This is a genomic window from Shinella sp. HZN7 (genome assembly GCF_001652565.1).
GTDB lineage: Bacteria > Pseudomonadota > Alphaproteobacteria > Rhizobiales > Rhizobiaceae > Shinella > Shinella granuli.
Map to the genome: position 1 here is coordinate 876474 of NZ_CP015736.1, position 26591 is coordinate 903064.

Below are 26591 nucleotides of genomic sequence, written 5' to 3' on the forward strand. Positions count from 1 at the left end.
GGTGTCCCCCATGGCTGTTGCGGCGAGCATGAAACTGTGGTTTTAAGCACTCAGTATAGCAGGGATTCTGCGCGTCTGTTTGATCCCGATCAAACGCCTTGGGGAGATACGTTGTGAAAAACAAAGCTTTTGCAGTTCTGGCCGCGATCGGCTGTCTGCTCTTTGCTTCCACCGCTTTCGCTGATCAGCCGTTCGACTGGCAGAAGGGCCTCCAGCCCGCCGCGACCTCGATCATGGAAGAGATCCGCTGGTTCGAGCAGTATACACTGTGGTTCATCGTCCCGATCACCCTGTTCGTTCTCGCCCTGCTCATCGTCGTCGTCGTGAAGTTCCGCGAAGGCGCGAACCCGGTCCCGTCCAAGACCAGCCACAACACGGCGATCGAAGTCGTCTGGACGCTCGGCCCGGTCATCGTTCTCCTGTTCCTCGCCGTTCCCTCCTTCCAGCTCCTGACCAAGCAGCTCGCCCCGACGGAAGAGCCGGAACTGACGATCAAGGCCACCGGCTACCAGTGGTACTGGGGTTATGAATACCAGGTCGGCGAGAGCCCGCTCTCCTTCGACAGCATCCTGCTGCAGGAAGGCGATCGTGCCGCCGCCGGCAAGGAAGACAAGGGCGTCTATCCGCGCCTTCTGGCCGTCGACAACGAAGTCGTCGTTCCCGTCGGCAAGCATGTCCGTCTCCTCGTCACCGCTGCCGACGTGATCCACGCCTTCGCGATGCCCTCCTTCGGCGTGAAGATCGACGCCGTGCCGGGCCGCCTCAACGAAACCTGGTTCAAGGCCGACCGCGAAGGTCTGTTCTACGGCCAGTGTTCCGAGCTGTGCGGCAAGGACCACGCGTTCATGCCGATCGCCATCCGCGTCGTCTCGCAGGAGAAGTACGATACGTGGCTTGCCGCCGCCGCGACGAATCTCGGCGACGCAAACAAAGCCCTGATGGCGTCGGTCGACGGTGCGGCGAAGGCCGTCAACGTCGCCGCCAACGCCGCGCAGTAATTCCAAGGGAGTCGAGACCATGGCCGGAACATCCGCTGCCCACGGCGATCACCACGATCACCACGAACACAAGCCGCTCACCTTCTTCCAGCGTTGGTTCCTGTCGACCAACCACAAGGACATCGGCACCCTCTACCTGATCTTCGCGATCTGTGCGGGCATCATCGGCGGTACGCTGTCGGTGGTGATGCGCATGGAACTGCAGGAGCCGGGCATCCAGATCTTCCACGGTCTCGCCCAGATGGTCTACGGCTTCGAGGGCGATGCCGCCATCGACGGCGGCAAGCACATGTTCAACGTCTTCACGACGGCGCATGCGCTCATCATGATCTTCTTCATGGTCATGCCCGCGCTCATCGGCGGCTTTGCCAACTGGATGGTGCCGATCATGATCGGCGCGCCGGACATGGCCTTCCCGCGCATGAACAACATTTCCTTCTGGCTGATCATCCCGGCCTTCCTGCTCGTGCTCCTGTCGATGTTCGTCGAAGGCCCGGCAGGCGCCTACGGCGCGGGCGGCGGCTGGACGGTCTATCCGCCGTTCTCGACATCCGGCCAGCCGGGTCCTGCCATGGACTTCGTGATCCTCGGCCTGCACATTGCCGGCGCCTCGTCGATCCTCGGCGCGATCAACTTCATCACCACGATCCTCAACATGCGCGCCCCGGGCATGACGCTGCACAAGATGCCGCTCTTCGCCTGGTCGGTGCTGATCACTGCCTTCCTGCTGCTGCTCTCGCTGCCGGTCCTGGCAGGCGGCATCACCATGCTGCTCACCGACCGCAACTTCGGCACGGCCTTCTTCGCGCCGGAAAACGGCGGTGACCCGATCCTCTTCCAGCACCTGTTCTGGTTCTTCGGCCACCCGGAAGTGTACATCCTGATCCTGCCCGGCTTCGGCATCGTCAGCCACATCGTGTCGACCTTCTCGCGCAAGCCGATCTTCGGCTATCTCGGCATGGCCTATGCCATGGTCGCCATCGGCGCCGTCGGCTTCATCGTGTGGGCGCACCACATGTACACGGTCGGCATGTCGCTCGACACGCAGCGCTACTTCGTCTTCGCCACGATGGTCATCGCGGTTCCGACGGGCGTGAAGATCTTCTCCTGGATCGCGACGATGTGGGGCGGCTCGATCCGCTTCACCACGCCGATGGTCTGGGCGATCGGCTTCATCTTCCTGTTCACCGTCGGCGGCGTCACGGGCGTCCAGCTCGCAAACGCCGGCCTCGACCGCGCCCTGCACGACACCTACTACGTGGTTGCCCACTTCCACTACGTCCTGTCGCTCGGCGCCGTCTTCGCCATCTTCGCGGCCTGGTACTACTGGTTCCCGAAGATGACCGGCTACATGTATTCGGAATTCCTCGGCAAGCTGCACTTCTGGGTCATGTTCGTCGGCGTGAACCTGATCTTCTTCCCGCAGCACTTCCTCGGCCTTGCCGGCATGCCGCGCCGCTACATCGACTACCCGGATGCCTTCGCCGGCTGGAACGCGGTGTCGTCCTACGGCTCGTACATCTCGGCCTTCGCCGTCGTGATCTTCCTCTTCGGCGTCTTCGAAGCCTTCGCCAAGAAGCGCATCGCCGGCGACAATCCGTGGGGCGAGGGCGCCAACACGCTGGAATGGCAGCTCTCTTCGCCGCCGCCGTTCCACCAGTGGGAACAGCTCCCGAAGATCAAGTAAGACATTCGGGGCCGCCGGAAACGGCGGCTCCTCGACTTGCAGGACTACCGGCGGAGGTCGGGGCAGCGGGCGGCAGCAGTGGCTGCAGCAACAGCAGCGGTAGCTGTAGCCCACAGCCGACACCCCACCCTCCGTCATCCTCGGGCTTGACCCGAGGATCCACGCCACGTCGTCAGGCGTGCCGTGGGGAGTGGATCCTCGGGTCAAGCCCGAGGATGACGAAGGAGAGGGAAGGGCATGAAGCCCATCGCTCTCGGACAAAAGAACGGAAAGAACATGGCGGTCATCGAGCATCACGAAACGGTTCCGGGCGGCGGCGAGGTCTACCTCTCCGAAGCGTCGCCGCGTGATTTCTTCGAGCTCCTGAAGCCGCGCGTCATGTCGCTCGTCGTCTTCACGGCCTTTGCCGGCCTCATCGTCGCGCCGGGCGAGATCAACCCGTTCATCGCCGCCATCGCGATCCTCTGTATCGCCGTGGGCGCCGGAGCCTCCGGTGCCCTCAACATGTGGTACGACGCGGACATCGATGCGGTCATGACCCGCACCGCCAAGCGTCCCATCCCCTCCGGCCGCATCCGCCCGGAAGAAGCGCTCGCCTTCGGCCTGACGCTGTCGGCCTTTTCGGTCGCGATCCTCGGCCTTGCGGTCAACTGGCTGTCGGCGGGCCTGCTCGCCTTCACCATCTTCTTCTACGCCGTCATCTACACGATGTGGCTGAAGCGCTCGACGCCGCAGAACATCGTCATCGGCGGCGCGGCCGGCGCCTTCCCGCCGATGATCGGCTGGGCCTGCGTCACCGGCGGCGTCTCGATCGAGAGCGTCGTGCTCTTCCTCATCACCTTCCTGTGGACCCCGGCGCATTTCTGGGCGCTCGCCCTGTTCAAGATGCGCGACTACGACGCCGTCGGCGTGCCGATGCTGCCGAATGTCGCCGGCGAGTGGACCACCAAGGTGCAGATCCTCGTCTACGCGGTGCTGACCGCCGTCATCGCCGTGGTCCCGACCGTGCTCGGTTTCGCCAGCCCCGGCTACGGTCTCTTTGCCGCAGCGCTCGGCCTCGGCTTCGTATGGTATTCTGTCGGTGTGTTGCGCATGCCGGAAGGCGACCGCGCGATGGTGCCGGCCAAGAAGCTCTTCGCCTTCTCCATCGTCTATCTGTTCGCGGTCTTCTCCGGCCTGATGGTCGACCACATGATCGCGTCGCTCGGATGGGGGCTGTAATGGAAACCGTAAACCTCACGGAAAACCAGAAGAAGGCTCGCCGCGGCCGTAATATCGCGCTCGGCGCCGTGCTTCTGGGCCTCGTCGTGCTGTTCTACATCGTCACGCTGGTAAAATTCTCCGGCGGAATGGCAGGCTGACGATGAGCGAGATGCAAAAGACCGAAAAGAGCGGACTGGGCAACGGCACGATCGTCGCCATCTGCTGCTCCTTCGTCATCGGCATGGTCGGCATGGCCTATGCCGCCGTGCCGCTCTACGAGATGTTCTGCCAGGTCACCGGCTACGGCGGCACGACGCAGCGCGTCGAGCAGGCCTCCGACGTCATCCTCGACAGGACGATCAAGGTCCGCTTCGACGCCAATACCGGCCCCGGCCTTGCCTGGAGCTTCGAGCCGGTGCAGCGCGAGGTCGAGCTGAAGATCGGTGAGACCGTGCAGATCCTGTACAGGGCGCGCAACAACGCCTCGAGGCCGACGACCGGCCAGGCGACGTTCAACGTCACGCCCCAGGCCGCCGGCGCTTATTTCAACAAGGTCCAGTGCTTCTGCTTCACCGAGACGACGCTGAAGCCGGGCGAGGAACTCATCATGCCCGTCGTCTTCTTCGTCGATCCGGCGATCGTCGAGCCGGTCGAGACGAAGGGCATCCACACGCTCACGCTGTCCTATACCTTCTATCCGCATGAGGCGTCGAAGCCGGTGGCTTCGGCTGCGGAGGTGAAGGCGGACGACGCGAACAAGCTTTGAAAGACCATGCGTTTCCGGCTATGCCGGGAACGGAACGCGATACATTGGGGATACGTCAGATGGCCGATGCGCATCAGAAGAAACACGACTACCACATCATCGACCCAAGCCCGTGGCCGTTGCTCGCCTCCATCGGCGCCTTCGTGCTGGCCTTCGGCGGTATCGGCTACATGCGCTACCTCTCGGGCGGCGCCTTCAGCCTGTTCGGCATCAACTTCGCCAATCCGTGGATTTTCTACATCGGCCTCGTGATCACGCTCTACACCATGTATGCCTGGTGGGCGGATACGGTGAAGGAAGCCCATGAGGGCCACCACACCCGCGTCGTCTCGCTGCACCTGCGCTACGGCATGATCATGTTCATCGCCTCCGAGGTGATGTTCTTCGTCGCCTGGTTCTGGGCCTTCTTCGACGCCAGCCTCTTCCCGGGCGAGGCCATCCAGGCCGCCCGCGTCGAGCATACCGGCGGCGTCTGGCCGCCGAAGGGCATCGAGGTCCTCGATCCCTGGCACCTGCCGCTCTACAACACGGTCATCCTGCTGCTCTCGGGCACCTGCGTGACCTGGGCGCACCACGCGCTGCTGCACAACGACCGCAAGGGCCTCGTCAACGGCCTGGCGCTCACCGTCGCGCTCGGCGTGCTGTTCTCCTTCGTCCAGGCCTACGAATACGCCCACGCGCCCTTCGCCTTCAAGGAATCCATCTACGGCGCGACCTTCTTCATGGCGACCGGCTTCCACGGCTTCCACGTCCTGGTCGGCACGATCTTCCTGATCGTCTGCCTCATCCGCGCCATGCGCGGCGACTTCACCCCGAAGCAGCATTTCGGCTTCGAGGCGGCCGCCTGGTACTGGCACTTCGTCGACGTCGTCTGGCTCTTCCTGTTCTTTTCCATCTACATCTGGGGTGGCTGGGGCGCACCGGTCTTCCACGGCTGATCCGGCAAGGACGCGATTTTCGAACGGCCGCAGCAATGCGGCCGTTTTCCGTTTCGGGGCCGTTTGTCGCGGCCTTTCGATTGGACGGGGCAAGGACAGGGCGGTATAGGAATGTACGCGCCGGTTTGGCCCCTCATCTCCCGGAAAACGGGGCGAAGGGGCAGAACGGCGCTCCATCGCTCCTCGCCCGCTTGCGGGGAGAGGATGCCGGCAGGCAGGTGAGCGGCCTTGCCGCCTGAAGCATGAGCCCGCGGCCGCCCCGCCCGGGCGTGAACACACGGACAAGACCATGGACGAGGACAAGGCACTCTATCCCCCCGTCGACCCCTTCAGCGCCGGCGTGCGCGGCTGCTGCCCGCGTTGCGGCCAGGGCAAGCTGTTCGACGGCCTGCTCAAGGTGAAGCCGGCCTGCGCGAGCTGCGGGCTCGACTATTCCTTCGCCGATTCGGGCGATGGCCCGGTCGTCTTCGTGCTGCTCATCGTTGGCTTCATCGTCGTCGGCGCGGCGCTGTGGATGGAGGTGAACGTCAACCCGCCGCTCTGGGTGCATTTCCTGCTGTGGATCCCGCTCGTCATCGTCCTCGGCCTCGGGCTGACGCGCATCCTCAAGGGCCTACTGATCGCGCTGCAATACCGCAACAATGCGCGGCCGGGCGAGATCGACCGTGGCTGAGGTCCCGGCCGGCGCCATGCCGCGCAAGGGCAGGGGCAAGGCGATCCTCACGGGAACCGCCTTCGTCATCGCCCTCGCCATCCTCCTGTCGCTCGGCACCTGGCAGGTCCAGCGCCTCCACTGGAAGGAACAGCTTCTCGCCGACATGGCCGCGCGCCGCATCGCCGCGCCGGCGGCGTTCGCCGATATTGAGGCGATGGCGACACGGGGCGAGGATATCGAATACCGCCCCGTCACGGTTTCCGGCACCTTCGCCAACAACAGGGAGCGGCACTTCTTCGCCACCTGGCACGGCCGGACCGGCTATCACGTCTACACGCCGCTCCAGCTCGCCGACGGCCGCTTCCTCTTCGTCAACCGCGGCTTCGTGCCCTTCGAGGCGAAGGAGCCGGAAATGCGCAAGCAGGGCCAGCTCACCGGCGGGCAGACCGTGGTGGGCCTTGCCCGCGCCCGCCTTGCCGAAAAGCCGTCCTCCATCGTGCCCGACAACGATCTCGCGAAGAACATCTTCTACTGGAAGGACCTCGACGCGATGGCGTCGAGCACCGGCATTCCGGCCGACAGGCTCGTGCCCTTCTTCGTCGATGCGGGCGATGCGCCGAACCCCAAGGGCCTGCCGATCGGCGCCGTCACCCAGTTCGACCTGCCGAACAACCACCTGCAATATGCCGTCACCTGGTATGGCCTTGCGGCCGCGCTGGTCGGCGTCGGCCTCTTCGCCGTGCTGCGGCGCAAGACGGCCTGAAAGCGCGCGACCAGGTTGTTTTTTCTTGGCGCGGCGCCGCTTGCCGGCCTATATGGGGCGCAAGGCCCGACCATTGCCGGATACAAGAGAAGCATGATTGATACCCGACCGGACTTGACCATCAGGCTGTGCGGCCCGCGCGGCTTCTGCGCCGGCGTCGACCGCGCCATCCAGATCGTCGTCCTGGCGCTGAAGGCCTATGGCGCGCCGGTCTATGTGCGCCACGAGATCGTGCACAACCGCTATGTCGTGGAGGGCCTGGAGGCCAAGGGGGCGATCTTCGTCGAGGAGCTCGACGAGATCCCGGAAGAGCACCGCCAGCAGCCCGTCGTCTTTTCCGCGCACGGCGTGCCGAAATCGGTGCCGGCGGATGCCGAGGCGCGCAACCTCTTCTATCTCGACGCGACCTGCCCGCTGGTTTCCAAGGTGCACAAGCAGGCGATGCGCCACCAGCGCCTCGGCCGCCATGTCGTGCTGATCGGCCATGCCGGGCACCCCGAGGTGATCGGCACGATGGGCCAGCTCCCGGAGGGCTCCGTCTCGCTGGTCGAGACCGTCGAGGATGCCGACAGATACGTGCCGCCGGATCCGGACAATCTCGGCTTCGTCACCCAGACGACGCTCTCGGTGGACGACACGGCCGGCGTCATCAAGCGCCTGCACGAACGTTTCCCGAACCTCACGGCTCCGGCCGCCGATTCGATCTGCTACGCCACCACCAACCGGCAGGAGGCGGTCAAGCAGGCCGCGCCCGGCTGCGACCTCTTCCTCATCGTAGGCGCGCCGAACTCGTCCAATTCCAAGCGCCTCGTCGAAGTGGCGCTGAGGGCCGGGGCGACGAAATCCGTGCTCGTCCAGCGGGCCGCCGAGATCGACTGGGAGACCATCGGCGACATCCGCACCGTCGGCCTCTCGGCCGGCGCATCGGCGCCGGAGGTCATCGTCAACGAGATCATCGAGGCTTTTCGCGCGCGCTACAATGCCGTCGTGGAGCTTGCCGATACCGTCGAGGAGAACGAGCATTTCCTCGTCAACCGCGAGCTTCGCGCGATCGAACTCACCCCCGCCGACATGGCCTTCGTCAATGGGGAATAGGGTGGTGCAGGTCCTGCCGTGGTTTGCCCCTCATCCCCCTGCCGGGACCTTCTCCCCGCAAGCGGGGCGAAGGGGCAGGACGGCGCGCCCATCGTTCCTCGCCCCGCTTGCGGGGAGAGGATGCCGGCAGGCAGGTGAGGGGCAAAGACCCGCTTGTTTGTCAATTGATTCCACTCCGCAAACCTGAGACCCGCCGTGGCCGTCTACACCGATATCACCGAAGACGATCTCTCCCGTTTCCTTACCGCCTATGACGCGGGCACGCTGCTCTCCTACAAGGGCATCGCCGAGGGGGTGGAGAATTCCAACTTCCTGCTGCACACCACCAGGGGCGCCTTCATCCTGACGCTCTACGAAAAGCGCGTCGACCCGAACGACCTGCCGTTCTTCCTTGGCCTGATGCACCATCTCGCCGAACGCGGCCTTTCCTGCCCGTTGCCGCTGCCGCGCATTGACGGCGCGCTGCTCGGCGAACTCTCGGGCCGCCCCGCCGCGATGATCTCCTTCCTGGAGGGCATGTGGCTGAGGAAACCCGCGGCGAAACATTGCCGCGAGGTTGGCCGGGCGCTGGCCGAAATGCATCTGGCCGGCGAGGGCTTCGAACTCACCCGCGCGAATGCGCTCTCCGTCGGCGGCTGGCGGCCGCTGTGGGAAAAGTCCGCGGACCGGGCCGATGAGGTGGAAGCGGGCCTGCAGGACGAGATCGCCGGTGAACTCGCCCTCCTGGAGGCGAACTGGCCGAAGGACCTGCCGTCGGGCGTCATCCACGCCGACCTCTTCCAGGACAATGTCTTCTTCATCGGCGACACGCTGTCGGGCCTCATCGACTTCTACTTCGCCTGCAACGACCTGCTTTCCTACGACGTTTCCATCTGCCTCAATGCCTGGTGCTTCGAGAAGGACGGCGCGTTCAACCTGACCAAGGGCATGGCGCTGCTGGAAGGCTACGAGAGCGTGCGCCCGCTTTCGCCCGAGGAGGCGGCGGCGCTGCCGCTGCTCGCGCGCGGCTCGGCCTTGCGCTTCTTCCTGACGCGGCTCTACGACTGGCTGACGACGCCGCCGGGCGCGCTGGTCGTCAAGAAGGACCCGCTGGAATATCTGCGCAAGCTGCGCTTCCACCGCCAGATCCGCAACCCCGCCGAATACGGTCTGTCGCGATGAAACATGTCGATATCTTCACGGACGGCGCCTGCTCGGGCAATCCCGGTCCCGGCGGCTGGGGCGCGGTGCTGCGCTACGGCGAGGTCGAGAAGGAAATGCTCGGCGGCGAGGCGCTGACCACCAACAACCGCATGGAGCTTTCCGCCGCCGTCGCCGCGCTCGGCGCGCTGAAGGCCCCGTGCGAGGTCGATCTCTATACGGACTCGAAATACGTCATGGACGGCATTTCGAAATGGATCTTCGGCTGGAAGAAGAACGGCTGGAAGACGGCCGACAAGAAGCCGGTGAAGAACGGCGACCTCTGGCAGGCGCTCGACGAGGCGCGGGCGCGCCACAAGGTGGAATGGCACTGGGTCAAGGGCCACGCCGGCCACCCGGAGAACGAGCGCGCCGACGAACTGGCGCGCCAGGGCATGGCGCCGTTCAAAGGCATTAGGAGTTAGGCAGTAGGAATTAGGAATTAGGGGAACCGGCTATTTTCTCTACTGCCTACTGCCTAAATCCTCTTCAAAGCTGCTCGATCATCGCAGCGGCGCCGGAGACGGTCGCCTGGCCGGGGCTTTCCTCGATGTTCAGCGCCTTCACCACGCCGTCCTCGACGAGCATGGAATAGCGCTTGGAGCGCACGCCGAGCGTGCCGGCGGAAAGGTCGATATCCAGGCCGAGCGCCTTGGTGAAGGCGGCGTCCCAGTCGGCGAGGAAGCGCAGCTTGCCGGCGCCGCCCGTGGAGGTCGCCCAGGCGCCCATCACATGGTGGTCGTTGACCGCGACGACGGCGATGTCGTCCACGCCCTTGGCGAGGATCGCGTCGCGGTTTTCCAGATAGCCCGGAAGATGGTTCAGCGAGCAGGTCGGCGTGAAGGCGCCGGGTACCGCGAAGAGCACGACGCGCTTGCCTGCGAAAAGGTCCGCGGTCGAGATGTCGGCGGGACCGTCCGGCGTGCGTTCCTTGAGCGTGAGGTCGGGCAGCTTGTCTCCAACGGAAATGGTCACGGCGTCTCTCCTGTCTGATATGGAATGGCGAAGGGCCGGAAGGGCCCGCCGGCGGCACTATAAGCAGCGCCGGCAAAAGTGCGAAGCGGTTTTCCGCCGGAAATGGCAGGGGGCTCACTCGATGGCGAGCGGGCCTTCCATCGTCTTCTCGCCGGCCCGGAGCGTCAGCCGGATCGGGTTCTTCGCAAGGTCGAACACCTTCGGCCGGTGCAGCACCGGCACATCGGAGACGAAGGCGTCGCCGTCCCGCCGCACGGGGCCTGCCGGGCCGAATTCGAACGGGGCGCCGGAGAGGAAGACGTCCGTGGAGGCTCCGTCCGCCGGCGCCTCGAAGCGCACCGAGATCGTCTTGCCGTCCGCCGACCAACGGCCGTCGAGCGGCCGGAAGCCATCGCCCGCCGCACCGGGAAGCGTCGCCTCGGCCGCGGCGATCGCGGTCTCCTCCAGCGGATTGGTGAAGCCTTCGCCACCCGTCTCCACCTTGAGGTCCGCCTGCACGGGAATACAGATGTCCTTGCACACGCCGAGGAAGACCGTGGCGGTCACCGTGCCGCCCAACGCCCCGAGTGTCATCGGCAGGCGCACCGGCGCGTCATAGCCGATATAGTGGTTGGCCTCCTCACCGAGCCGGCGCGGCGCGGGAAAGCCGATCGAGGTCAGCGTTGCGCCGGAAACGGCGATCGACGGCGGGATGCCGCTGCCGCCGGGGTCGCGCCAATAGGTCTTCCAGCCCGCGTGCAGGCGGATGTCCAGCATGGCGCGCGCCGAGCCGCCGGCATCTGCCGGAAGCACCACCAGGCGCACGTCGCCGCCCGGCGTCTCCACCCAGGGCGAGGTTGCCGCCGTGGCGGCGGAGGACAGGAAAAGCAGCGCGATTGCAGCGGTTTGCAGGCGTTTCATGCCTCAACATCTAGCGCCGGGGGCCAGGGCTTTCCAGCACCAAAGCGCACGGGAGCGATCATAAAAGCTTGATCGCCCGGCGCAGCACCATACCTCTCTTGCAGGGCTGGCGCGTCGTGTCGGCGAAAAGAACGCTTTTCATTTGATGGCGAATTGGTAGGCTAGTTGCATTATGGCTATGTCGGTTCTGAAAAACAGGCGAGAACGCGGCTTCCTTGACGGTCAGTTCCTGATCGCCATGCCGGGCATGGTCGACGCCAATTTTACCCGCACGGTCGTCTATATCTGCGCCCATTCGGAGGACGGGGCCATGGGCTTCGTCATCAACCGTCCGCAGCAATTGAACTTTTCCGACGTGCTGCTGCATCTCGATCTCGTCGGCGAGGACGAGGTGATCCGCCTGCCGGGCGCGACGCTGGACTTCCCCATCCGCTGCGGCGGGCCGGTGGAGAGCGGACGCGGTTTCGTGCTGCATTCGGATGACTACATGTCCGAATCCTCCATTCCCGTCAGCGACGACATCTGCCTGACGGCGACGCTCGATATCGTGCGCGCCATTTCCCGCGGCCGCGGCCCGCAGAAGGGCCTGATGATGCTCGGCTATGCCGGCTGGGGCGCGGGCCAGATCGAGAACGAGATCGGCGCCAATGGCTGGCTGTCCTGCCCGGCGCAGGAAGAGCTGATCTTCGACACCAATCTCGACAGCAAATACGAACGGGCGCTCGGCCTGATGGGCATCACGCCCGCCATGCTCTCCGCCGAGGCCGGCCACGCCTGAGCGGAACGGCAAATTTTCTCCGATGCCACCGGAACTTGTTGCAGCGCACGCCGTTAATTTAGTGCGTCAACAAATGCGCCTCTAACAAGGAGTACGATGGTGGGTAGCACGAGCGACAAGATCAAGGGCACGGCCAACGAACTGGCAGGCAAGGCCAAGCAGGCCGCGGGCAAGGCCGCCGGCAGCCCGAAGCTGCGCGCCGAAGGCGCCGTCCAGGAAACCAAGGGCAAGACCCAGAAGGCGGTCGGCAAGGCCAAGGATGCCGTGAAGGGCGCGGTGGACCGCCTCTGATCGACGACCAGGGATGGGGACTGCGTCATCCCGCCGTTGCAAAGCCGAGATACCCGTATCGCCATTCGCCGATGCGGGTATTTTGCCGTAAACGCCATCGCCGGATCGGGAACATCATGAAACTCTTCACCTGCAGCACCTGCGGCCAGACCACCTATTTCGACAACCGCGTCTGCGTGCGCTGCGGCTCGGCGCTCGGCTTCCTTGCCGAGGACATGGTGCTGCATGCCTTGGTGCCGGACGGCGAGGGATTCTGGAGGATCGCCCCGCGCGAGGGCGTCTACCGCTTCTGCGACAATGCGGTGCACGACGTCTGCAACTGGCTGCTGCCGGCCGATAGCCCGCACGCCTTCTGTGAAGCCTGCCGCCACAACCGCATCGTACCCACCACGGATCCGAGGGGACTGGAGCGCTGGCGGCGCATCGGCGCGGCGCAGCGCCATCTCTTCTATTCCATCCTGCGCTGGAAGCTGCCGCATCCGACCCGCGAGGAAGACCCGGCCGGCGGCCTGGTCTTCGATTTCCTCGCCGACGAGGTGGACGCCGGCGGCAATGTCCTGCAGGCCGCGATGACCGGCCACGAGGACGGGCTCATCAGCCTGCGCGCCGCCGAGGCCGACGACGAGGTGCGCGAAAGCGTGCGCGTCTCGATGGGCGAGCCCTATCGCTCGCTGCTCGGCCATTTCCGCCACGAGATCGGCCATTTCTACTGGACCCAGCTCGTGCGCGACGAGGCGACGCTGGACGAGGCCCGCCGCCTCTTCGGCGACGAGCGCGAGGATTATGCGGCCGCCCTCCAGCGCAACTACGAGCAGGGCCCGCCGGCCGACTGGCCACAGCATTTCATCAGCACCTATGCCAGCTGCCATCCGGCGGAGGATTTTGCGGAATGCTGGGCGCATTTCTTCCACATCGTCGACACGCTGGAAACCGCCCGCGCCTTCGGCCTCATCACCGACCCGAAGGGCCACGAGGAACTGGAGGCCGAGGTCACCTTCGATCCCTACCGCGCCCCCGATGCCGGCCGCCTCGTCGAAGCCTGGATCCCGCTCAGCGTCGCCATGAACGCCATCCAGCGCTCGATGGGCCAGCCCGACAGCTACCCCTTCGTCTTGCCGCCGCCGGTTCTGGAGAAGCTGGATTTCATCAATGGGCTGGTGCGCCGGTCGGCGGGATAGGCTTGCCGATATAGCCCAATGGGTTATATTGCGGCATGCAGACGGTCGTTGAGCTTCCCACGTTCATCCGGCAGGCGGAAGCGATCTTCTCGCCTGAGGAGCGCGTGGCACTTATCGACTACCTTGCCGCCTATCCTCTGCTTGGTGACGAAATCCCGGGCACGGGCGGCGTGCGTAAGCTACGTTTTGCGGCGGGCGGCAAGGGCAAGCGCGGCGGAGCGCGGGTGATCTACTACTGGTACAGCGAAGATGCGCCGATCTATGCGCTGCTTGTCTATGCCAAGAATGTCCGCACCGATCTTTCGCCCACCGAAAAGAAGACCGTCGCGGCCCTCGCCAGGGCGATCAAGCAGCATCAAAGGAGAAGATGAGATGGCGAAGAAAACCGCGTTTGGTAGCGAACTTGCCGAGGCAATGACCGAGGCGCTCGCCCATGCATCGGGCGCGCCCGCCGAAGGCACGCGCGAACATGTGGTTGATACGGACGGCATCGATCCCAAGGCCATCCGCACCCATCTCAACCTGACCCAAGAACAGATGGCGCGTTTCCTGGGGACGAGTGTTTCCGGCTACCGGAAATGGGAGCAAGGGCAGCGGCAGCCGAGTGGTGCCGCCCGCACGCTCCTGCGTGTCATGGAAAAGGAGCCGGAGGCCGTGCTGCGTGTCCTTCGCGCGGCTTGAAGCCTACGCCCGCTTCATCAGCGGAAAGCGTTCCTTCAGCAGCCGCAGCACGGAATCGTAGCCGATCGGCGGGCCGAAGAGGTAGCTCTGGCCGAATTCGCAGCCCATGTTGCCGAGCTCGATCGCGTCCTCTTCGGATTCGATGCCCTCGGCAACGACCTGCATTTCGAGTTCCCGCGCCATGGAGATGACGGAGCGCAACAGGACGGTGCGCTTGTCGGAGCCGTCGCGCACCAGCGCCTTGTCGATCTTGATCGTATCGAAGGGGAAGCGGGTGAGGTAGGAGAGCGAGGAATGGCCCGTGCCGAAATCGTCGAGCGCGAGGCCAAGGCCGACATCCTTCAGCTTGGTGAGGATCAGGCGGGCCTGTTCCGGGTTCTCCATCACGACGGATTCGGTGAGTTCCAGCTTCAGCTTTTCCGGCGCGCAGCGCGTCTTGGCGAGCGCGGCGCGCACGTCGTTGTAGAGCTCGTTGTTGAGCAACTGGGCGCTGGAGAGGTTCACCGAGACGAAGACGGGCAGGTCGCCGGTCTGGAGTTGCCAGTCCATCAGGTCGCTCGCCGCCTTGTCGAGGGCGAAGAGGCCGAGCTGGTTGATGAGATCGGAGCTTTCCGCGATCGGGATGAATTCCGTCGGCGAGATGTTGCCGCGCTTGGGGTGATCCCAGCGCATCAGCGCCTCGAAGCCGGCGATCTCGGCGTCGGAAAGGCGCACGATCGGCTGGTAGACGAGCGAGAGTTCCTTGCGCTCGATGGCGCGGCGCAGGTCCGTCTCGATCTGGAGGCGGTCCGCGCCGAAGGTGCGGAAGGCAGGGCGGAAGGGCTCGACGCGGTTGCCGCCGCCCTTCTTGGCCCGGTACATGGCCAGTTCCGCATCGTTGAGCAGGCCCGGCGCGTCCTCCTGCTGGTCGACCCAGGAGACGAGGCCGATCGAGGCGGTCAGGATGATCTCGCGGCCGCCGAAATTGATCGGCACCATGATCGCCTTGCTGACCGCATCGGCGAAATCCGCCACCTTGGCGGGGTCGCGTTCCGACATCAGGATGAGCCCGAACTGGTCGCCGGAAAGCCGCGCCAGCGTGTCCTGCGGCTTCAGGAGACGGCGCAGGCGCCGTGTCAGCGCGATGAGGATGTTGTCGCCGGCGGCAATGCCGAGCGCATCGTTGACCTGCTTGTAGCGGTCGATGTCGATGGTCAGCACGGTCGGGCGCACATTGTCGGAGCTTGCGGTCAGCGACAGGAGCGACTGGAGGCGGTCGAGGAAGACCTGGCGGTTCGGCAGGCCCGTGAGGTTGTCGTGCAGGGCGTCCTGGAGGAGGCGGTCGACGGAATTCTTCTGCTCGGTGATGTCGATGATCGTGCCGACGCAGCGGATGATCTCGCCATTGGCGCCGAGCACCGGCCGGGCGCGGATGGAGAGCCAGTGGTAATGGCCATCCTCGGCGCGCACGCGGAATTGGTGGTTGAGCCGGCCCTTGCGGTGTTCCAGCAGCACGTCCAGCGTCGCGCGGAAACGGTCGCGGTCGTCGGGATGGAGGCGTGGCAGCCAGTTGCGTGCCGGGCCGTGCATCACGCCGGGGGCAAGGCCGAGCTGGATGGAGATGTCGGGAATGGTGACGACGCGGTCGCGCGCCACGTCCCAGTCCCAGACCGTATCGCCCGAGCCCGTCAGCGCCAGCGACTGGCGTTCGAGGTCGGAAAACAGGCCCTGGCTGTAGGCGCCGCCGGCAAAGGCGTGCTGCATGACCGTGAAGCCGATGAGGAGCACGATCAGCACGAGCCCGCCGCCGAGCGCCGGCTGGATGATGTCGTTGTTGAGCTGGCCCGTCACCGTCAGCCACGCGCCGAACAGCCAGACGAGGATCAGCGCCCAGGCAGGCACCAGCAGGATGGCGCGGTCGTAGCGGTTGAAGCCGAGATAGGCGATGAGCACGATGCCGACCGTGCCGGTCAGCGCGAAGGAGAGGCGGGCGATGCCGGCGGCGATCGGCGGGTCGTAGATCGCCACGCCGAAGAGCAGGCCGAGGCCGAGGATCCAGGCGAGCGTCGCATAGGAGAGATGCGCGTGCCAGCGGTTGAGGTTGAGATAGGTGAAGAGGAAGACGACGAGGCCGGCGGCGAGGAACACCTCCGTGCCGGCGCGCCAGATGCGCTCGTCCCCGGCGGTGATGCTGATGAGCTTCGACAGGAAGCCGAAATCGACGCAGATATAGCCGAGCACCGCCCAGGCGAGCGCGGCCGTCGCCGGCAGCATGGAGGTGCCCTTCACCACGAAGAGGATGGTGAGGAACACGGCGAGGAGGCCCGCAATGCCGAGCACGATGCCGCGATAGAGCGTGAAGGCGTTGACCGTGTCCTTGTAGGAATCCGGCGCCCAGAGATAGATCTGCGGCAGGTCGGGCGTCGCCAGTTCCGCGACGAAGGTGACGACCGTGCCGGGGTTGAGCGTGATGCGGAAGACGTCCGCCTCGTCGCTCGGCTGCCGGTCGAGCGCAAAGCCTTCGCTCGGCGTGATCGAGAGGATGCGTTTCGCGCCGAGGTCCGGCCAGAAGAGTTTCGACTGCACGAGGCGGAAATGCGGGGCGACGATCAGGCGGTCGATCTGCTCTTCCGAAACGTTGGCGAGCGCGAAGACGGCCCAGTCGCCCTGATGGTCCTGCGAGGTGGCGCGCACCTCGATGCGGCGCACGATGCCGTCCGTGCCCGGCGCGGTGGAGACCTGGAAGGCCTCGCCCCGGCCCGTATAGATCTCCGTGGTGGCGGTGAGGTCGAGGGCGGTGTCGTCACGGGAGATTTTGACGGGTTCGACGGCGAAGGCACGCCCCGTCATCATGCCGGCGAGGAGCATCGTGGCGAGGAGGATGAGGGCGAGCAACCGGCTGGCATGCAGCGTTTGCGGCACGGATAAAGACTTCATTGAAACTGCATGGTCCTTAGGTCTGCCTGTCCTGCCGCGCCCGGGTGCCGCCTAGGGCCGCCTGTCGGCCGCCAGAAGCGAAAACATCACGTGGTCGCGCCACTCCCCGTTTATCTTCAGATACTCCCGAAGGTAGCCTTCCTGCCGAAAGCCGGCCTTTTCAAGGAGACGGATGCTTCTCTGATTGTCTGGAATACAGGCTGCCTCGATACGGTGCAACTGAAGGCTGGAAAAGATATAGGGTATGGCCAGTTTCAGGGCGCCATGCATGTGGCCCTGGCCGGCATGCCGCTCGCCCATCCAGTAGCCGATCATGCAGCATTGCGCCGCGCCGCGCCGGATATAGCCGATGGTCAGCCCGCCGAGCAGCGCCTTCTCCTCGCGCGCGAAGACGAAGAGCGGCACGGCCTGGCCGGAGGAAAATTCCTGTTCATTTCTCAGAACGCGGGCGCGGAAGGCGCTCTCCGTCAACTCGTCGTTGCGCCAGGTCGGTTCCCACGGTTCGAGGAAGCGCCGGCTTTCCGAGCGCAACTGATACCATTGCCGGTAATCCTGGAAGCGGGGCAGGCGCAGCAGGTGCCGATCGTCGGCAAGTTCCACGGTGTCGGACTGCCGGGACAGAAACCGAAAAACCGACCGTGCCATTCGCCCTCCGCGCGCGCCGATCCGTGGCGTGCCTTGTCCTTGAAGACTATGCCGAGAGGCTCGCCGGCGTCAAATGGTCGACGGGGTGCGGGCAGGCAGGCGGCCGGAAAAACCCCTGAAAAACAAAACCCGCCTTGCGGCGGGTTGCGTCTTCGAAGCCATGTGCGCTTCACCTTGCGGTAAGGGCGGGACGACCGGTGCGAGCCGCTTTGGTCAAGTGTGCCCCGTCATCAGGCCGTGGCGCCAGGCTCTCTTGCCGGGTGGCTCAGCCGAAAACCGTGAGGCCCTTGACGGCGGACTGGATGTTCGAGCGCGAGATGCCGAGGTCCTGCAGGGCGCGGTCGTCGAGGGCGCTGAGTTCACGGACGGCACGGCGGTCGGCGGCGTTCTTCTTGAGCTTTGCGAAGATGTTCATTGGTCAACTCCTTTGGGTTGCCCATGATATAAACAATCGCGTGCCCGGAAAAAATGCACATGCTTGCAGCGGAGGCATGCGCCTGGTGCATGGCGGACGCTGACGCTGTTCCAGGACGGGATGGACGCGCCATTTTCGTCCCGGCATCGTCGGCGGAAATGTCTGCCGGCGGCGGTGAGGGAAGGGGCCTCAGCTCGCCGCGCGGTCGGGAAGGGCCTGGCGCGACAGCGAGCGCGTGATGTCGCCGGCCGGGACCAGGTGCTCCAGCGGGCCGATGGCCGAGATGGTCGGCAGCGTGTCGAAGAACAGGCGGCCGGCAAGGTCCGTCAGGCGCTCGATGGTGATGCCGGCAAGGCGCTCCATCAGCTCCTCGTTGGGGATCGGGCGACCGTAGAGCATCATCTGGCGGGCGATCTGGCCGGCGCGGGCGGCCGGGCTCTCCTGGCCCATCAGGAGCTGGGCGCGGATCTGCGCGCGGGCGCGCTCGATTTCCTGCTGCTCGATCGTTTCCGAGGATTTCTTCAGTTCGTCGAAGATGACGGGCATCAGCTCGGGCAGGTTCTCGCCGCCGGTCGCGGCGTGGATGCCGAAGATGCCGGTGTCGGAAAAGCCCCAGTGGAAGGCGTAGATCGAATAACACAGGCCCCGGTGCTCGCGCACCTCCTGGAAGAGGCGGGAGGACATGCCGCCGCCGAGGATGTTGGCGAGGATCTGCGAACAGTAGAAGTCGCGGGCGTGATAGGCCTTGCCCTCGAAGCCGAGCAGCACCTGCGCGTCCATCAGGTCGCGCGTCTCGCGGATGTCGCCGCCGGTATAGCGGGCCGGCTCGAAGACCGGCGAGATTTTCGGCGCGGTCGGAAGCGAGGAGAAGCGGTCCTCGACCTGGCGCACGAATTCCTGGTGGTCCACGGCGCCGGCCGCCACGACGAACATGCGGTCCGTCGTGTAGTTGCGGTCGAGATAGGAACGGATCTCGCCGGGCGAGAAGGACAGCACCGATTCCGGCGTGCCGAGGATGGCGCGGCCGATGATCTGGTCGCGATAGGCGACCTCGGAGAACTTGTCGAAGACCACGTCGTCGGGCGTGTCGTTCGCCGCGCCGATCTCCTGCAGGATGACGTGCTTCTCGCGGCGCAGTTCCTCCTCGTCGAAGACGGATTCCGTCAGGATGTCGGCGAGGATGTCGACCGCGAGCGGGACGTGGTCCTTGAGGACGCGCGCATAGTAGGAGGTGGTTTCCGTCGAGGTGGCGGCGTTGACCTCGCCGCCGACATTTTCGATTTCCTCGGCGATCTGGCGGGCGGAGCGGCGCTCGGTGCCCTTGAAGGCCATGTGTTCCAGAAGGTGGGCGATGCCGTGCTCGTCCGTGGTTTCGTTGCGTGACCCCGACTTGATCCATACGCCGAGAGCCACGCTCTCGAGATGGGGCATGTTTTCGGTCACCACGGTCAACCCGGACGCAAGCCGGGTGCACTCAACTTTCATCATGCGCACTTTCTGCGTTCCACATTCGCGTGCCCCTTCGAAACCCGCAAATGCTCTTCCTGTGTCACACGATCCCGAACGCAAACCGCCCCGGAACCGCTCAGCTCCGGATTCGCGAGTGGTCGCCGATGAAGGCTTCCACGACGTCGAGTTCCGCACTCAGCACGTCGAACCGCTCCTCCTGCTGCATGAGGTCAGCAAGCCACGTCGGAAGCGCCGGGTCAATACCGCATGCCGATTTTACTGCGGCGGGGAATTTCGCCGGATGGGCGGTGGCGAGCGTCACCATCGGCGCACCGGGTTTCTCGTGCTTGGCGGCGACGAAGACGCCGATCGCCGAATGCGGGTCGAGCAGGTAGCCGGTCTCGGCGAGCGTGTCCTTGATGGTCTTGGCGACCTGTTTTTCCGAGGCGCGGCCGGCACGGAACGTCTTGCGGATCGCCTTCAGCGCGCTGTCCTTGATCTCGAAGGCGTTCGACTGCTTCAGGCTTTCCATCGCGCGGCGCACGGCGCCGGCATCGCGGCCATGGGCTTCGAACAGCAGGCGTTCGAAGTTCGAGGAGATCTGGATGTCCATCGAGGGCGAGGTGGTGGCCTTCACTTCCTTCATCTCGTAGCGGCCGGTCTTCAGCGTGCGGGCGAGGATGTCGTTCTCGTTGGTGGCGATGACCAGCTTGTCGATCGGCAGGCCCATGCGCCTGGCGGCATAGCCGGCGAAGATGTCGCCGAAATTGCCGGTCGGCACGGTGAAGGAGATCTTGCGGTCCGGTCCGCCGAGCGCCACGGCGCTGGTGAAGTAATAGACGATCTGGGCCATGATGCGCGCCCAGTTGATGGAGTTGACGCCGGAAAGCTTCATCCGGTCGCGGAACTTCGTGTCGTTGAACATCGCCTTGACGAGGTTCTGGCAGTCGTCGAAATTGCCCTTGATGGCGAGCGCGTGGACGTTCTTCTCCTTGGAGGTCGTCATCTGGCGCTGCTGCACCGGCGAGACCTTGCCTTCGGGGAAGAGGATGAAGATGTCGGTGCGCTCGCGGCCGGCAAAGGCGTCGATCGCCGCCCCGCCGGTATCGCCCGAGGTGGCGCCGACGATGGTCGCGCGCTCGTCGCGCACGGCCAGCGCATGATCCATCAGCCGGGCAAGCAACTGCATCGCCACGTCCTTGAAGGCGAGCGTCGTGCCGTGGAAGAGCTCCAGGACGAAGGAATTCGGCCCGGTCTGCACCAGCGGCGCGATCGCCGGATGGCGGAAGGTCGCATAGGCCTCGTCGATCATCGTGCGGAACGTGTCGGCCGGGATGTCGCCCTCGACGAAGGGCGAGAGCACCGTGAAGGCGATCTCCTCGTAGGACTTGCCGCGCAGCGCCCGGATCGCCTTCTTGGAGAAGGTCGGCCATTCACGCGGCACATAGAGGCCGCCGTCGCGGGCAAGGCCCGCCAGAAGCGCATCGGAGAAGCCGAGGGAAGGGGCCTCGCCCCGCGTCGAAACATAGTCCACGTTCATACGTCCTTGGGAAGGTTGATGATTTCGAGCGACGAAAATCGCAGGAACCGACTGTCGCTTCGTACCAATGCTCTGCCGCCCAGTCTAGCGAAAGGCCACGCAAGACCGCAGGTCTCTTTGCGGCAGATCGTGGCAATCCCGTTGCATCCGGCCCGTAGCGGGCCTTGTCGAAATTCTGCGGGCGGGTTCAATCGACAATCGATTTTTCGCCACGTCGCTGCTATAGACCATCGCCTAGGGTTATGAAAAGGCCCGCAAAAGAGTTCCGAAAGGCTTGCACGCCGGGGGCGGAGCCTGATCGCAGGGGTTACAGTATCGTGTTTGGAATGAATATCCGCCGCTTTCTCGGCATATCCCTTCTCGCCGTCATCGCCGGCTGCAATCAGACCGACAAGCCCGCCGATCTCGGCGTGACGAGCGACCCGTCGGGCGTGCAGACCGCCACCCAGCAGCAGACGGGCACCGCCGTCGTGCAGGGCTCGTGCCCGCAGGTCTATCTGCGTGACGGCACGGCCGTGCTGCGCCGCTACGCCAAGGGTGCCAAGGACGATCCGCAGAAGCTGCTCTACCAGGTCACGCTCGCCGACTCGACCCGCCAATGCGTGCTGAACCAGAGCCAGCTCGTCATGACCGTGATGGTGCAGGGCCGCGTGGTGCCGGGGCCGGCCGGCAGCGGCGGAACGGTCAACGTGCCGATCCGCGTCGCCGCCACGGACGGCAAGACGACGCTCTATTCCGAACTCGTCCAGTATGCCGTGAACACGGATGCCGGCCAGTTCATCTTCACCAAGGGCGATGTCGCGCTGCCCGGCGGCTCCGGCGGCTTCACCAAGGTCTATGTCGGCTTCGACGAAGGACCGTACAATACGAAGTGAGGAATTAGGCGACAGCCAATAGGCCGTAGGGGTTGACGCTGACTTCCAGCCTCGCGACGCAGGCCTACTGCCTACTGCCTACTGCCTACTGCCTCAAATCGCTTCCTGCCATTCCGCCAGCGCCGAGATAACCCCCGGCAGCTCGCTCATGCGCGAGATCACGGTCTCCGCACCGGCTTCCGTCAGCCGGTCGGCATGGGAGGGGTAGGTGTGCGAGGCGCCGGTGAAGCCGACGACGCGCATGCCGGCGGCGCGCGCGCCGGCAATGCCATGCACCGAATCCTCGATGACCAGCGTGTTGGCCGGGTTCGCGCCGAACTGCTTGGCGCCGTGCAGGAAGATGTCCGGCTTCGGCTTGACGCGATCGGCGCCGAGGTCCTTGGCCGAATAGACATAGGGGCCGAAGACCTCCCGCAGGCCGACCTTCGAGAGCATCATGTCGAGGCGGTGCGCGGCGGAATTCGAGCAGATGCAGTAGGGCTTGCGGATGCGCGAGAGCATCAGCTTGACGCCGTCGATGACCTTCACCTCCTGGGCGAGCCGGGCATCGAGCAGCTTTTCCGACTTGTCGAGCAGCGAGGCGGAGAGCGGGATGGCGGCCTCGCGCTCGACGGCAAGCAGGATGTTCTGCCAGGTCATGCCGGCAAAGCGCTCGCCCATCTCCTCGACGCCGATCGGGTAGCCCGCCTCGGTGAGGAGCCGGGATTCCACCTCGGCCGCGATGATTTCCGAATCGACCAGGACCCCGTCGCAGTCGAAGATGATGAGATCGAAACCGTCCATGACAAACCGTCTTTCAATGGCGCAATTGCCCGCAAGGGCGGGACGCGGGTGGGCGTCGGGAGTTGCGGATAGAACGAAGGGGCGGGATCGCCCGTGAAGCCGCGGTCTCCCTACACGAAAGGGCGCGCCGGGACAATTGCCGATTCCGGGCGTGAGCTATGCGGCGATTTGCGGGCAGGGGCGACAAGAGCCCCTCATCCCGCTGCCGCGACCTTCTCCCCGCAGGCGGGGAGAAGGCGTAAGCCGCTTCGCCTTCCCGGCAATTGTGCTGTCTTTGTTTGAGGAAGCCGGCGCTCCAGCTCCCTTCTCCCTGCTTGCGGGGAGAAGGTCGCGGCAGCGGGATGAGGGGCAGCGGTCACTCCGGAAACAGCGCCAGGAACCGCCGCTCGCCCTCGGCGGTGAAGCGGATGGCACGGCTGTCCTTTTCGCGCTTCGCCCAGCCATCGGCGATGAAACGGGCGAGCAGCGCCTCGCCGAGCGCGCCGGAAAGATGCGAGCGCCGCTCGCTCCAGTCGAGGCAGGTGCGGCAGAGGGGGCGGCGCTGGGTCTTCAGCGCGGCAAGGTCGATGCCGATGGCGGCGATGCGCGCTTCTCCGGCCGGTGTCAGCGCTGCCTCCTCGCCGTCGAGCGCCACGTCGCCGTCGGCCACCAGCCGGTCGAGCATGCGCACGCCGAAATCGCCGGCAAGATGGTTGTAGCAGACACGCGCCTTGCGCAGCGCCGGGTCCTTCGGGCCGGGGCGGGTGCGCATCAGCCCTCGGTTGGCCGCAAAGCCCATGATGCTTTCCAGCAGCAGCCCCACCTCGTCGTCGGCGAGCGCGAAATAGCGGTGCCGGCCCTGCTTGCGCTGGGCGATGAGCCCGCCGGCCTCCAGCCGGGAGAGATGGGTGCTGGCGGTCTGCAACGTGACGCCGGCCGCGCCCGCAAGCTCGCTCGCCGTCAGCGCCTGCCCGCCCATCAGCGCGGTCAGCATGTTGGCGCGGGCGGGATCGCCGATCAGCGCGCCGATCTGGGAAATGTCGGGGCCTTCTTTCATACTTCGATGATAGTCGAAGCATTCGCGTCCGGCAATGTGGAAAAAGGGGGCATCGCAGACACGGGCAATTCCGGCAAGGGGATTGCGCCAAAACGAGGAGACGACGATGATCACCTGCTTCATCCGCTACCGGATCGACCCGTTCCGCAAGGATGCCTTCGCCGCCTATGCCCGCAACTGGGGCGAGGCGATCCCCCGCTGCGGCGCCGATCTCATCGGCTATTTCGCCCCGCACGAGGGCTCCGCCACCACCGCCTATGGCGTCTACAACATCGAAAGCCTCGCCGCCTACGAGGCCTATCGCGCCCGCCTCGCCGCCGACCCGCTCGGCCGGGAGAATTACGACTTCGCCCGCAGCGAGCGTTTCATCCTGAAGGAGGACCGCCTCTTCCTGAAGAACGTCTCGCTGCCGCATGCGCCGAAGGTGGCGTCATGATCGCCGTCATCTTCGAGGTGGTCCCGGCACCCGGCCGCATCGACCTCTATCTCGACACCGCCCGGGACCTGCGCCCGCTGCTCGACGATATCGACGGTTTCCTCTCGATCGAGCGCTTCCGCAGCCTCACCGACCCGACGCGGCTCCTGTCGCTCTCCTTCTGGCGCGACGAGGCGGCGGTGACGGCCTGGCGGAACAGCGAGCAGCACCGTGCCGCCCAATCCCTCGGCCGGCACAGCGTCTTCGACAATTACCGGCTGCGCATCGCCAGCGTCGTCAGGGACTACGGCCTCAACGACCGCAACGAGGCACCGGAGGACAGCCGCACCTTTCATGCGGCATAGGGGAATTTGCGGGAAAGCCCACTCCGGCCTGCCGGCCCTCTCCGCCTTGCGGGCGGGGCGACATGAAATGCGGCATCGCGCTTTTCTCCTTCTCCCCCGCGGGGAGAAGGTGGCCCGAAGGGTCGGAAGGGGGTGGCTCGGATAGAGCCTTTGCGCCTTCGGCATCCCCCTCATCCGCCTGCCGGCACCTTCTCCCCGCGGGGGAGAAGGGGATGTGTGGCAACGGTTTCCTTCCATAGGCAATTGCCCTGCCCGCAAGGCGGAGAGGGCCGGCAGGCGGGGCCGGCTTTGCCCCGCTTCCGGCTTACTGCACCGTCACTTCCGAGCGCTCGCCGGCCTTCACCGTCGCCTTGGCCTCCTTCGGCGCGGTGTCGCCCTCGTATTTCACCGCCACGACATAGTCGCCGGGCGGCAGCGTGTCCTGCCATTCGGCGCCGTAATTGTAGGACATGGACGTCCGGTTGCCCTGGATGTCCTTCGTGGCGCTGAGAATCTCGATGAAGTTCGCGCCGGGTGCGGTGATCGCCAGCACGCCGGCATTGATGTTGACGGTGATTTCCTTCGTTTCCCCGGCCTTGATGGTGAAGGGAACCTCGCCCGTTGCCGAGCCGAGTTTTGCCGTCAGCACATGCTCGCCCGGCGGCACGTCCAGCTTCGTGCCGGTGCCGTAATTGTAGGCGATGCTCTTGCGGGTGCCGTCGATGTTCTTGTTTGCGGCAACGATCTCGAAGAAGACGTTGCCGGAATCGACCGCCGTCCCGCCCTCCGCATAGACCGCCTTGTTGAGCACGACGCCCGAGCCGATGACGAGGTCGCGCTCGACCGTCTCGCCCGCCTTGACGGGCACCGTCTGCGCGACGACCGACGGGCCGATCTTGCCGGTCAGCGTCACCTCGCCGGCGGCGGCATAGAACCTGGCCGTGCCGTAATAGGTGGTGGAATAGCCGCCGAAGGCGATCTCGACCGCCGCGTTCTCGTCGTCCTCGGCATCCTCGGGCGTGCGCTTGGGGTGGATCGTCACATGGCCGGCGTCGAAATTGACGAAGGGCGTGGCGACTGCGCCGTCCTTCACCTCGAAGGGGACCTCCCGCTTGATCGCGCTCTGCAGCGTCGCCACGGCGACATACTTGCCCGGCGGGTAGTTGCCGGAGAACTTGCCCTTGTACTGGCTTTCCAGATGGTCGCCGGCCGGCTTGCCGCCCGCATCCGCCTTGTAGACCTGCCAGAACACGTTGTCGTTGTCGCCGAGCGAGGGGCCGCCCTCGGACAGGACGCTGTCGAACTCCGTGTTGAATTCGACGGCGGGCTCCGGCTCGGGCTCTGCCGCCGCGACCTCCTCGACCGGCTTTGCCATCGGCGCTTCGGCCACCGTCGCCGTCAGCGCCGCCACGAGCTGGGCGGCATCGGAGGCCTGGAAATAGGTGCCGCCGGTGTTCTCGGCAAGGCAGGCGACCTGCCGGCCTTCCTCCTCCGTCAGGCCGAAGCCCACGACATGGGTGGTGAAGTCGACGCCCTTGCTTTCGAGCGCCGAGGCGAGCGCACAGGGATCGGCCTCGCAGGTCTCGAGCCCGTCCGTCACCAGCACGACGGTCGCCTTGTCCTCGGTATATTTGAGGATGTCGGCCGCCTGCTCGACGGATTGCGTCAGCGGCGTCCTGCCCTTGGGGCTGAGCCCCGAAACGAAGGAGGTGATCGCCTCCCCGGTGCCCGCGCCCGGTGGCACGGCCAGCTCGATGTCGCTGCACGAGCCCTTTTCGCGGTGGCCGTAGACCATCAGGCCGAGCTCGGTGCCGGCAGGCACGGATTTCAGCACCGTGCCCAGCGTCTCGCGGGCGATCTCGATCTTGCTGCGCCCGCCGATCTGGCCCCACATGGAGCCGGACGCGTCGAGCACGATCATCGTCTTGTCGGCGGCAATCGTCTCGGTGGCGGCAAGAAGCCCCGCCAGAAGCATGAAGGCGGCTTTCAAACGCACGTCTATCCTCCTCGTTTTCCCCGCAAACGCCAGCCGTCCACGCCGGCAAGGCTCAGCGATGCTGTTCCATGACGGGCGAGGCGGGGCGTC

The 26591-nt window shown here is 65.4% G+C and carries 29 protein-coding genes; 19 read left to right on the top strand and 10 right to left on the bottom strand.

Annotated features, from left to right (window positions below; all coding sequences use genetic code 11):
- Nucleotides 1-113: 113 nt before the first annotated feature.
- The 11 genes from coxB (at nt 114) to rnhA (ending at nt 9709) form a co-directional block, all read left to right on the top strand.
- Complete coding sequence (gene coxB, locus shn_RS04240; RefSeq protein ID WP_064329302.1) at nt 114-998, top strand: cytochrome c oxidase subunit II; 885 nt, start codon at nt 114-116, stop codon at nt 996-998.
- 19 nt (nt 999-1017) lie between these two features.
- Entirely contained in the window at nt 1018-2685 is a 1668-nt protein-coding gene (gene ctaD / locus shn_RS04245; protein ID WP_064329303.1) for a cytochrome c oxidase subunit I, read from the top strand.
- A 276-nt stretch (nt 2686-2961) separates the two neighbouring features.
- Nucleotides 2962-3906, top strand: a complete 945-nt coding sequence (locus shn_RS04250; protein WP_064332424.1) for a heme o synthase — start codon at nt 2962-2964, stop codon at nt 3904-3906.
- The gene (locus shn_RS35715; RefSeq protein ID WP_023512272.1) at nt 3906-4046 is read left to right on the top strand and encodes a hypothetical protein; all 141 of its coding nucleotides are present in this window, start codon (nt 3906-3908) and stop codon (nt 4044-4046) included. The genes shn_RS04250 and shn_RS35715 overlap by 1 nt, the downstream gene beginning before the upstream one ends.
- Before the next feature lie 2 nt (nt 4047-4048).
- A complete protein-coding gene (locus tag shn_RS04255) occupies nt 4049-4654 on the top strand; it encodes a cytochrome c oxidase assembly protein (RefSeq protein ID WP_064329304.1) in 606 nt (201 codons plus the stop codon).
- A 59-nt stretch (nt 4655-4713) separates the two neighbouring features.
- Nucleotides 4714-5592, top strand: coding sequence for a cytochrome c oxidase subunit 3 (locus tag shn_RS04260; RefSeq protein ID WP_064329305.1), 879 nt, complete (start codon nt 4714-4716; stop codon nt 5590-5592).
- Between the two features lie 289 nt (nt 5593-5881).
- The gene (locus tag shn_RS04265) at nt 5882-6265 is read left to right on the top strand and encodes a DUF983 domain-containing protein (protein ID WP_064329306.1); all 384 of its coding nucleotides are present in this window, start codon (nt 5882-5884) and stop codon (nt 6263-6265) included.
- A gap of 16 nt (nt 6266-6281) precedes the next feature.
- Nucleotides 6282-7010 (top strand): SURF1 family protein, encoded by a 729-nt coding sequence (locus shn_RS04270; RefSeq protein WP_064332425.1) that lies wholly within the window; start codon nt 6282-6284, stop codon nt 7008-7010.
- A 93-nt stretch (nt 7011-7103) separates the two neighbouring features.
- Entirely contained in the window at nt 7104-8105 is a 1002-nt protein-coding gene (gene ispH / locus shn_RS04275; RefSeq protein WP_064329307.1) for a 4-hydroxy-3-methylbut-2-enyl diphosphate reductase, read from the top strand.
- A 195-nt stretch (nt 8106-8300) separates the two neighbouring features.
- Complete coding sequence (locus shn_RS04280) at nt 8301-9266, top strand: homoserine kinase (RefSeq protein ID WP_064329308.1); 966 nt, start codon at nt 8301-8303, stop codon at nt 9264-9266.
- On the top strand, nt 9263-9709 hold the full coding sequence (gene rnhA, locus shn_RS04285; RefSeq protein WP_064329309.1) for a ribonuclease HI: 447 nt from the start codon (nt 9263-9265) through the stop codon (nt 9707-9709). The genes shn_RS04280 and rnhA overlap by 4 nt, the downstream gene beginning before the upstream one ends.
- Before the next feature lie 64 nt (nt 9710-9773).
- Here the strand turns inward: rnhA and shn_RS04290 are convergent, their stop codons facing one another.
- Together shn_RS04290 and shn_RS04295 are read right to left on the bottom strand one after the other, a co-directional pair.
- A complete protein-coding gene (locus shn_RS04290; protein ID WP_064329310.1) occupies nt 9774-10259 on the bottom strand; it encodes a peroxiredoxin in 486 nt (161 codons plus the stop codon).
- Nucleotides 10260-10373: 114 nt separating this feature from the next.
- Nucleotides 10374-11159 (bottom strand): protein-disulfide reductase DsbD domain-containing protein, encoded by a 786-nt coding sequence (locus shn_RS04295; protein ID WP_064329311.1) that lies wholly within the window; start codon nt 11157-11159, stop codon nt 10374-10376.
- 172 nt (nt 11160-11331) lie between these two features.
- On the opposite strand from shn_RS04295, the gene shn_RS04300 reads away from it, so the two are divergent.
- The 5 genes from shn_RS04300 to shn_RS04320 all read left to right on the top strand — a co-directional run bounded on the left by shn_RS04300 (nt 11332) and on the right by shn_RS04320 (nt 14087).
- Nucleotides 11332-11937: a YqgE/AlgH family protein gene (locus tag shn_RS04300; RefSeq protein ID WP_064329312.1), complete on the top strand. Its 606-nt coding sequence runs from the start codon at nt 11332-11334 to the stop codon at nt 11935-11937.
- Between the two features lie 99 nt (nt 11938-12036).
- Entirely contained in the window at nt 12037-12228 is a 192-nt protein-coding gene (locus shn_RS04305) for a CsbD family protein (RefSeq protein ID WP_064332426.1), read from the top strand.
- Nucleotides 12229-12344: 116 nt separating this feature from the next.
- Nucleotides 12345-13406: a putative zinc-binding metallopeptidase gene (locus tag shn_RS04310; protein WP_064329313.1), complete on the top strand. Its 1062-nt coding sequence runs from the start codon at nt 12345-12347 to the stop codon at nt 13404-13406.
- 35 nt (nt 13407-13441) lie between these two features.
- Nucleotides 13442-13777 carry a type II toxin-antitoxin system RelE/ParE family toxin gene (locus tag shn_RS04315; protein ID WP_064329314.1) on the top strand — a complete coding sequence of 112 codons (336 nt, stop codon included), beginning with the start codon at nt 13442-13444 and terminating at the stop codon, nt 13775-13777.
- Between the two features lies 1 nt (nt 13778).
- Nucleotides 13779-14087, top strand: a complete 309-nt coding sequence (locus shn_RS04320; RefSeq protein WP_064329315.1) for a DNA-binding transcriptional regulator — start codon at nt 13779-13781, stop codon at nt 14085-14087.
- A gap of 3 nt (nt 14088-14090) precedes the next feature.
- On the opposite strand, the gene shn_RS04325 is transcribed toward shn_RS04320, so the two are convergent.
- The 5 genes from shn_RS04325 to thrC form a co-directional block, all read right to left on the bottom strand.
- Nucleotides 14091-16934, bottom strand: a complete 2844-nt coding sequence (locus shn_RS04325; RefSeq protein WP_245337395.1) for an EAL domain-containing protein — start codon at nt 16932-16934, stop codon at nt 14091-14093.
- A gap of 120 nt (nt 16935-17054) precedes the next feature.
- Nucleotides 17055-17648, bottom strand: coding sequence for a GNAT family N-acetyltransferase (locus shn_RS04330; RefSeq protein WP_064329317.1), 594 nt, complete (start codon nt 17646-17648; stop codon nt 17055-17057).
- A 265-nt stretch (nt 17649-17913) separates the two neighbouring features.
- On the bottom strand, nt 17914-18063 hold the full coding sequence (locus shn_RS34790) for a DUF1127 domain-containing protein (RefSeq protein ID WP_064496052.1): 150 nt from the start codon (nt 18061-18063) through the stop codon (nt 17914-17916).
- A gap of 189 nt (nt 18064-18252) precedes the next feature.
- On the bottom strand, nt 18253-19551 hold the full coding sequence (locus shn_RS04335; protein ID WP_145925865.1) for a pitrilysin family protein: 1299 nt from the start codon (nt 19549-19551) through the stop codon (nt 18253-18255).
- A 97-nt stretch (nt 19552-19648) separates the two neighbouring features.
- Nucleotides 19649-21052 carry a threonine synthase gene (gene thrC, locus shn_RS04340; protein ID WP_206362198.1) on the bottom strand — a complete coding sequence of 468 codons (1404 nt, stop codon included), beginning with the start codon at nt 21050-21052 and terminating at the stop codon, nt 19649-19651.
- A gap of 317 nt (nt 21053-21369) precedes the next feature.
- Here thrC and shn_RS04345 point away from each other — a divergent pair, with 317 nt between their 5' ends.
- A complete protein-coding gene (locus shn_RS04345) occupies nt 21370-21927 on the top strand; it encodes a hypothetical protein (protein WP_371328588.1) in 558 nt (185 codons plus the stop codon).
- 93 nt (nt 21928-22020) lie between these two features.
- Here shn_RS04345 and shn_RS04350 read toward each other — a convergent pair whose 3' ends face one another.
- Nucleotides 22021-22710 carry an HAD family hydrolase gene (locus tag shn_RS04350; protein ID WP_064329319.1) on the bottom strand — a complete coding sequence of 230 codons (690 nt, stop codon included), beginning with the start codon at nt 22708-22710 and terminating at the stop codon, nt 22021-22023.
- 355 nt (nt 22711-23065) lie between these two features.
- Nucleotides 23066-23746: a helix-turn-helix transcriptional regulator gene (locus shn_RS04355; protein WP_064332429.1), complete on the bottom strand. Its 681-nt coding sequence runs from the start codon at nt 23744-23746 to the stop codon at nt 23066-23068.
- Nucleotides 23747-23852: 106 nt separating this feature from the next.
- Between shn_RS04355 and shn_RS04360 the strand changes: the two genes are divergently transcribed.
- Nucleotides 23853-24182: an NIPSNAP family protein gene (locus tag shn_RS04360; RefSeq protein WP_064329320.1), complete on the top strand. Its 330-nt coding sequence runs from the start codon at nt 23853-23855 to the stop codon at nt 24180-24182.
- Complete coding sequence (locus tag shn_RS04365; RefSeq protein ID WP_064329321.1) at nt 24179-24526, top strand: antibiotic biosynthesis monooxygenase; 348 nt, start codon at nt 24179-24181, stop codon at nt 24524-24526. Before shn_RS04360 ends, shn_RS04365 begins: the two co-directional genes overlap by 4 nt.
- A 304-nt stretch (nt 24527-24830) precedes the next feature.
- On the opposite strand, the gene shn_RS04370 is transcribed toward shn_RS04365, so the two are convergent.
- Nucleotides 24831-26501, bottom strand: coding sequence for a VWA domain-containing protein (locus shn_RS04370; RefSeq protein ID WP_245337364.1), 1671 nt, complete (start codon nt 26499-26501; stop codon nt 24831-24833).
- Nucleotides 26502-26591 lie beyond the last annotated feature (90 nt).